The following is a 7,780-nucleotide window of genomic DNA, read 5'->3' as shown; positions in this document are numbered from 1 at the left end:
ACAGTAGATCCTAGTATCAACTGCTGGAATGACGAAAAAAGTCACTTGGATGACAAGAGAAGGGGCCACTTAGTTGACACTCTCTTGGCAGAGATTGCTCACAACAGTTATGAAATAGCGGTGCTCTTTTAAGAAGCACCATTTAGCTAAAACTGTTTTTGAGGCTTTTAGTACCTTTGGGTTGTAGATACTTTAACAGAAGGCTAGTACGCTTCTACGAAGTGGGGCATGCTTTTACTGTTCCTGGTGCTATTTTTGAAACAACCGCAGGAGCGCCAAAAAACACAGCAGTAAATGCACCTAGTGCAAAAAGCGCTGGCCATGGCATTCTACCAAATATAGCAAGTAAAGCCGCACCAATTATCACTATCGTAATCATTGGTCCGCCTAGACTTTGAGTATATTTTATTATATTGCATATTACTGTTGATGTTGCATCATCATCAGTATTAGCACTTGCATCAAATGCAAAGGAGAGAATTAAAGCTACAAATAAAAGAAATTTTTTCATTATACCTCCAATAATTTCACATTTTATGCTACTTCGCTTTGATTAAATTTGAGTAAATGATGCTTAGCATCATTTACTCAATACCTTTCTACTTACAAACATATTTTCCTGATCCTGGAATATCCTCTTGCAATGTTTTCCCGAAATCGCATATTGTGCACTTAGTCGCTGTGTTTGACGCTATTTTTGAAACGACATCATGAGCACCGAAGAACACAGAGGTAAATATCTAGTGCAAAGAGCGCTGGCTATGGCATTCTCCTAAATATTGCGAGCAGTGCTGCACCTAATTATCACTATTTTTATCATTGGTCCATCCAGGCTTTGAGTATAGTTTATTATACTGCATATCACTGATGATGTTACATCTAGAGCACTAGCATCAAATGTAAATGAAAGGATAAAAACTACAAGTAGAAGAAATTTTTCCGTTATGTCTCCAAAAATTTTTACTTTTTATGCTACTCAGCTTTGATTGAATTTAGATAAATGATGCTAGAAGTATTACTCACCTAAAACTTGAGGCTTTTTAGTTAATCAGCTTTGCCAGAAGATTAGCGTTTTTCTACGGGGTGCATGCCTGTGCTGTACCTGGTGCTATTGCTGTTACAATCTTTGGTGCACCAAAAACACAGCAGTAAATGCTCCGAATGCGAAAAGAGCAGGCTAGGGCATTCTACCAAATATTGCAAGCAAAGCTGCACCCATTATTACTACTGTGATTATCAGTCCACCTATGCTTTGGGTATATTTTACTATGCTGCATATCACTTCTTATGTTTCATCACCTCAAGTTTTACTCTGCTTTAGGAGCGTTTGCATCAAGCACAAAAGAGAGGATTAAAGCTATAAATAGAAGAAATTTTTTCATTATGTCTCCAATAACCTTATGCTAGATTTTCCCTTGTGTTTATTAAATTTAAGTTAAGGGTGTTAGTAAATTTATCACACTATCAATCTAACTTCGGTACTATTTTATTTTTAGCCAAATCAATTGAGTCAAGCTGTAAAATCTGTTAAAGTTGATTTTACCAAAGGCACCCTTAGCTCAGTTGGACTAGAGCATTTGACTACGGATCAAAAGGTCGGGCGTTCAAATCGCTCAGGGTGCACAATGTTTTTAGTCTATGAGGAAAACAGAGGTCACACTTGAAATCGATACACGAAGTACCTATCTTTAAAGGTTAAATACTGAACTATTGTATATGAGCGCAAAAGACTACTATGAACTGCTGGAAGTAGGCAGAAATGCTAGTGTTGATGAGATAAAAAAAGCATATAAGAAATTAGCGTTAAAGTATCATCCAGATAGAAATCCTGGTAATAAAAAAGCAGAGGAAAAATTTAAAGAAATAACGGCTGCGTATGAAGTTCTGTCTGACCCTGAGAAAAAGGCAAGTTATGATCGTTACAGACATGAAGATGGTAATTTTGGCGGATTTGATTTTAGCCAAGCTACAGGAGACTTTAGTGACATATTCAACGACTTTTTTGGCGGAGGATTTGGAGGATCAAGTAGATCAAAAGCAAAGAGAAGCACAGTAGGAGTGCCTGGGTCGGACTTGCGTTATGATCTTGAAATTACCCTAGAAGACGCATTTAAAGGAATACGAGTGCCTATACATTACGCTACAAATGTAAAATGTGACACGTGTCAAGGTACAGGTAGCGAAGGAACGATCAAACCAATTCAGTGTCACATGTGTCAAGGAAGCGGTAGGATCAGGACCCAACAGGGCTTTTTTACAATCGAGAGAACATGTACCACATGTTGTGGAGAAGGGGAAATAATACAGAATAAATGCAAAAAATGTGGTGGAAATGGACGCAGAAGAGATGAAGTAAATATATTAGTTTCAATTCCAAAAGGCATAGAGAAAGGCGCTAAGGTAAGGCTAAGTGGTAAAGGAGAAGCTGGAGTAAGAGGTGGAAAAAGCGGAGATTTGTATGTATATGTTAAAATCGCTCCACACAAGATTTTTACTCGAGATAAAGCAGATTTACATTGTAAAATGCCTATAAGAATGACGTTAGCAGTGCTTGGTGGTGAAATCGATGTCCAGTCAATCGATGGGGCTAAAATAAAAGTAAAGGTTCCTGAAGGCATCCAAACCGGTACTAAACTACGCTGTAGAGAAAAGGGTATGCCATATATGAACTCAAATGTACGTGGTGATTTGTACGTGCAGGTAATAGTTGAGACTTTAAATCCAAAGAACTTAACTGAAAAACAAATTGAGCTGTTGAAAGCGCTTGAAGAAGAAAATGCAAACATGCAACGGCAATCTGAAGGGCTCTTTAGTAAGGTAAAAAAAAAATAGGAAGTTTGCTCAATAATATCAAAGGTAGTTAATTATTTTCTAGTTCCACCCACTATCTCTTGATGCTTGACACCTTCTCAACCTTTATTCTAGCTTTACTAAAAGTAAAGTATTTTAAATATAATTACAATGTCTAAATTTAAGGTATAGGGATAAATTCTAAAGTTAGGAAAGTTTTTAGTGTTTTCCTTATAATATTATTTATTTCCTTTTCTCATATGAGCAGTGCTGCTGATAGTGTTGATGCAACCACCAAAGTAATATGCAATGCCATTAAATACGTTTGGAGAATAGGTGGACCTTTTATGACTATAGTTAATAATAGGTGTGGCTTTGCTTGCGATATTCGGTAGAATGTCATGGTCTGCTCTTTTTGCACTCGGTATATTTTGCGCTGTGTTTTTTGGTGCAAAAGCTATTGCGACAAAAGTAATCGGTGGTGTAGGTGGTACTGGAAGTGCTTCCATCATGGATAAATGTGGAGCGGAAGAAAAGAAATAAATTCTTTTTCTAACAAATTGCTTCCATTGTACACATTACAACTGATAGTTGTTGCTTCGCACTTCTGATATCAAATTGCTTCATTAATAATAAAAAAATACTTCCCTTTCTCTGAGAAATCTGTTATGTTTAATTTAATTACTGGTTTTCATTGTTTCTAGAGTATTTTCCCTTGATAGCTATTTTATGGTGAATTTGTCAGTAATTTTTTTGGTTGTTACGCAGCAAAGTCTGCTGGAATTAAATTTTTAGGCTGGATTTTATGGTTAAGTATATATAAGTAATTTGATATGAAAAGGACCCAATACAATAACTTAGTCTCATCTTATGCTAGAGCGCTGTTTTATATCTCAGAAGATAAACTAGGTACTACAAGAAAAGAAGTAGAATTTTTGTTGACTTCTTTCAAAAATCAACGCGATATTTTTATATACCTATCTCATCCTATGATTTCTCTTGCACGAAAAAAAGAAGCGATACTCTCTATAAATGAAAACTTAACTGAGAACTTAGTAAAATTTATTATGGTTATATCTGCGAACAGGCGCTCTGATTTATTAATCCTGATATTAGAAAAATTCTTAAGTCTTGTGAGAGAAAATGAAAATGAATTGGAAGTTATTATAAAGTCAGCAGAGGCTTTGAAAGAACCAGATATAAAAATAATTGCTGAATCTCTAAGCTTCCTTGGTAAAATAACAAAGGTAAGTAACGTGGTTGACGCTTCTATACTCGGTGGTTTTGTGGTGAAGTATGGTTTTAATTTGGTTGATGCTTCGCTGAAAAGTTACTTAGATAGATTGGTTGATTTGAGTAAAACGGAAATATTGAAAATAAGGAATTGTGTATGAAAAACGGTATAAATGCTTCTGAGATAGTAAACATAATAAAAGAAAAAGTCGAGGCGTTTGATAATCCTGTAAAGCGAGAAAATATAGGTGAAGTGATTTCAGTAACTGATGGTATTGCATTGGTTTACGGACTTGAAAAAGCAAAATTTGGTGAAAAGGTATTCTTTGCAAATGGTATAGAAGGAATAATTTTTGATTTAGATCACGATATAGCTGGAATAGTGGTGCTTGGTAATGATCGTGATGTCAAAGAGGGAGATATTGTAAAATGCAGTGGTAACGTTGTGCAGGTTCATGTAGGGCATGAATTATTGGGAAGAGTCGTAAATGCATTAGGTTATCCTATAGACAATGGCGGGGAGATTAGAGCCAAAAGCAAAATGGACATGGAGTCTAAGGCACCAGGAATTATTGATCGTAAATCTGTGCATGAACCTCTGCAGACCGGAATTAAGATTATAGACTTACTAATTCCAATAGGTAGAGGACAGCGCGAATTGATTATTGGCAATAGACAAATCGGGAAAACTACTATTGTGCTTGATACCATCATTAATCAGAAGAAAATTAATGATGAAGTGGACGAAAACCAAAAAGTTTACTGTGTTTATGTTGCTATTGGGCAAAAGATTTCAACAGTAGCAAAAGTGGTAAATAAGCTGAAAGAAAGTGGGGCACTGGAATATACAACTGTAGTTGTGGCTAGTGCATCTGACTGTGCACCTATGCAATTTTTAGCACCTTATGCCGGTTGCACCATAGGAGAGTTTTTCCGTGATAATGGAATGCATTGCTTGGTGGTGTACGATGATTTATCTAAGCACGCTGTGGCATATAGGCAGATGTCTTTATTATTGAGGCGTCCTCCTGGCCGTGAAGCTTATCCTGGAGATATATTCTATGTACATTCCCGTTTGCTTGAAAGAGCTGCCAAAATGTCTGATGAAAAAGGGCAGGGGTCTCTAACTGCTTTGCCAATTATCGAAACTCAAGCTGGTGATGTATCTGCATATGTTCCAACTAACGTAATTTCGATCACCGATGGACAAATCTTCCTAGAGTCCGAATTATTTCATAAAGGATTTCGCCCTGCGGTAAATATAGGTTTATCAGTTTCACGGGTTGGTTCTGCTGCACAATTGAAACCTGTGAAAAAAGTTGCTGGTTCTATAAAGCTAAGTTTGGCTCAATATAGAGAGTTAGAAGATTTCGCAAAATTTGGTTCTGATCTCGATGCTAGTGTTCAACTATCCTTAAACAAGGGTAAATATCTTGTTGAGTTATTAAAGCAAAGACAGCATTCACCTATGCCAATAGAAGAGCAAGTGATGCTGATGTATGTCTTTTCTAATCTATATGATCAGTTAAGCAAGGTACAAATAAGCGATGTCAATAAGTTTGAATATGATCTTATCAATTATTTTCATGCTGTGCACCCTGGAGTTTTAAAAAAGTTGTCAAGCAACATGAATGATGATATAAAAGACGATATTTTCAATATTGTGAGTAATTTTGTTACTCAATTTAATTACGTTTAGGTGGTAGTTATGGCTTCATCAATTGTTAATAAGTTTCCTATGACAAGGGAAGGTTTTGAACATATGCAAGCCGAGCTTGAGAAATTAAGGGAAGAAAAGCCTTCCATTATACAAGCTATTTCTGATGCACGTGATCAAGGTGATTTATCTGAAAATGCAGAGTATCATGCTGCACGAGAAAGGTTAGGTTTTATTGAAGGACGTATAATGGAGTTAGAAAACAAGATTTCACACGCAGAAGTAATAGAAGTGAAAAGCTTGTCTGGCGATTCAGTAATGTTCGGCACAACCGTAACATTAAGCATGCTTAGCAATGATGGTAGTGAAGCAGAATATATTTATAAAATTGTAGGTGAGTATGAAGCTGATGTTTCAAAACAGTTGATATCTACTAGTTCACCTTTAGGTAGTGCTTTAATTGGTAAAAAAGTTGGCGAATATGTGGAAGTGGTAGTGCCAAGTGGAGAGAAGTTGTACAAAGTAGTTAAGATTGAATTTAAATAAATATGGTACAGACCACTTATGCATCAATGAGTCTATCTAGCATTTCTCCTGTGGAAGATGTGCTAGAGGATGCCCGTTCTGGTAAGTTATTTATTTTAGTTGATGATGAGGATAGAGAAGATGAAGGTGATCTAATTGTCTTAGCTGAAAAACTAGAGCCAAAACATGTAGCTTTTATGGTTAGGTATGGTACTGGCATTGTATTTTTAGCTATGGCAAGGCCTCATATGAGTAGGCTAGGCCTTGAGTTTATGAGGAAAAGCAATGTAGATGGAAAGCTTATTCCCCACACTGCATTTACTACATCAATTGATGCACGTTATGGTATTACAACAGGCGTTTCTGCTCATGATAGAACACACACAATACTTACCGCTATTGATGAAAAGAGCACTAAAGACGATATTATTACTCCCGGTCATGTTTTTCCTATTATTGCAAACGATGGTGGGGTCTTGGTACGCAACGGTCATACTGAAGCAAGTGTTGAAATAGCAAAGTTAGTTGGCCTTAATCACGCAGCTGTAGGGTGTGAATTAGTGAACGATGATGGCTCTATGATGCGCTTACCTCAGTTACTTAGATTTGCTGAACAACATAAGATTAAGTTAACTACCATCGATAAACTTGTTAACTACATTAAAAAGTTAAGCTAGTGTTTATAAATTTGTATAACTTAAGTGTTAAAATGTAAAGTTCCTAAAGATTATACAAATACGGAATTTTCATGTTTAAAATTGCTAAGTTTTTTATCTTATTGCTCTTTTTTATATATTGCAGTAGCGCTTACTCTATTAACGTTATTAGAGATAGTGAGGTGGAGGTAGTAGTAAAAGAACTAGCACAACCATTATTTTCTGCTGCAGGCATTGATAGTGATCGAATAAAAGTTTTCATAATTAATGATAACTCTATTAATGCTTTCGTAATTGATAATAATAGCATTTTCATTCACTTAGGACTTTTGCAACACTCGACTGAGCCTTACATTTTGCTTGGCATATTAGCACATGAGATTGCTCACATATCTGCTGGTCATGTATTGCAGATGAGTGGTGCTGTGGGCTATTTTCAATCGATAGCAATGATCAGTTATGTGGTAGGATTGGTTTCTACTATTATTATTAATCCCCAGGTTGCTAGTGCAATCTTGCTAAGCGGCATAGCATTTAGCTCAAGACTGTTTTTTAACTATTCTCAAGAGCAAGAAAGTGTAGCAGATAGTTATGCTTTAAGGTACCTTGATGAATCTGGCTATGATAACTCAGGTATGAAAGAGATTTTTAACTACTTTAAAAGTATTGAACATAAAAATACTGAAAAGTATTTCCGCACTCATCCACTTAATGATAAGCGCATATTTGCCGTGCAAAATTATAAGGTTAAAAACAATGTGAAACCAATTCTTGCAGATAAGTTACTAAGGTTTAAGCGTATGGTTGTAAAGCTAGACTCCTTATTTTCTCCCATTCATGTGTTATCCAATAAATATGAAGGTAATTCTGAGTATGTAAATGCTATAATCCATTATAGACAAGGAAAGATAGAAGAGGC

The 7,780-nt window shown here is 36.0% G+C and carries 7 protein-coding genes, 1 tRNA gene and 3 pseudogenes; 8 read left to right on the top strand and 3 right to left on the bottom strand.

The genetic code is table 11. The features are described from left to right. Nucleotides 1-214 precede the first annotated feature (214 nt). From IHO40_RS04835 to IHO40_RS04825, 3 genes and pseudogenes are all read right to left on the bottom strand, one after another. Nucleotides 215-511, bottom strand: coding sequence for a TrbC/VirB2 family protein (locus IHO40_RS04835; RefSeq protein ID WP_225537017.1), 297 nt, complete (start codon nt 509-511; stop codon nt 215-217). Nucleotides 512-599: 88 nt separating this feature from the next. Continuing rightward, a pseudogene (locus IHO40_RS04830) lies at nt 600-946 on the bottom strand (TrbC/VirB2 family protein). A gap of 130 nt (nt 947-1,076) precedes the next feature. Beyond that, a pseudogene (locus tag IHO40_RS04825) lies at nt 1,077-1,382 on the bottom strand (TrbC/VirB2 family protein). A 166-nt stretch (nt 1,383-1,548) separates the two neighbouring features. On the opposite strand from IHO40_RS04825, the gene IHO40_RS04820 reads away from it, so the two are divergent. The 8 genes and pseudogenes from IHO40_RS04820 to IHO40_RS04785 form a co-directional block, all read left to right on the top strand. Next, nucleotides 1,549-1,623 (top strand) — tRNA-Arg (locus tag IHO40_RS04820). A 93-nt stretch (nt 1,624-1,716) separates the two neighbouring features. After that, nucleotides 1,717-2,832 carry a molecular chaperone DnaJ gene (dnaJ, locus tag IHO40_RS04815; protein ID WP_225537016.1) on the top strand — a complete coding sequence of 372 codons (1,116 nt, stop codon included), beginning with the start codon at nt 1,717-1,719 and terminating at the stop codon, nt 2,830-2,832. Nucleotides 2,833-2,984: 152 nt separating this feature from the next. After that, nucleotides 2,985-3,333, top strand: a pseudogene (locus IHO40_RS04810) (TrbC/VirB2 family protein). A 290-nt stretch (nt 3,334-3,623) separates the two neighbouring features. Next, nucleotides 3,624-4,184, top strand: coding sequence for an ATP synthase F1 subunit delta (atpH, locus tag IHO40_RS04805; RefSeq protein WP_225537015.1), 561 nt, complete (start codon nt 3,624-3,626; stop codon nt 4,182-4,184). Next, on the top strand, nt 4,181-5,722 hold the full coding sequence (gene atpA, locus IHO40_RS04800; protein WP_225537014.1) for a F0F1 ATP synthase subunit alpha: 1,542 nt from the start codon (nt 4,181-4,183) through the stop codon (nt 5,720-5,722). The genes atpH and atpA overlap by 4 nt, the downstream gene beginning before the upstream one ends. Nucleotides 5,723-5,731: 9 nt before the next feature. Continuing rightward, nucleotides 5,732-6,226: a transcription elongation factor GreA gene (gene greA, locus IHO40_RS04795; protein WP_225537013.1), complete on the top strand. Its 495-nt coding sequence runs from the start codon at nt 5,732-5,734 to the stop codon at nt 6,224-6,226. 2 nt (nt 6,227-6,228) lie between these two features. Continuing rightward, entirely contained in the window at nt 6,229-6,882 is a 654-nt protein-coding gene (gene ribB / locus IHO40_RS04790) for a 3,4-dihydroxy-2-butanone-4-phosphate synthase (RefSeq protein WP_225537012.1), read from the top strand. Between the two features lie 71 nt (nt 6,883-6,953). Continuing rightward, nucleotides 6,954-7,780, top strand: an 827-nt coding sequence (locus IHO40_RS04785) for a M48 family metallopeptidase (RefSeq protein WP_225537011.1), incomplete at its 3' end; no start/stop codon positions are given.

This window comes from Wolbachia endosymbiont of Mansonella ozzardi (assembly GCF_020278625.1).
Lineage (GTDB): Bacteria > Pseudomonadota > Alphaproteobacteria > Rickettsiales > Anaplasmataceae > Wolbachia.
This window is presented reverse-complemented; position numbering and strand designations above follow the sequence as displayed.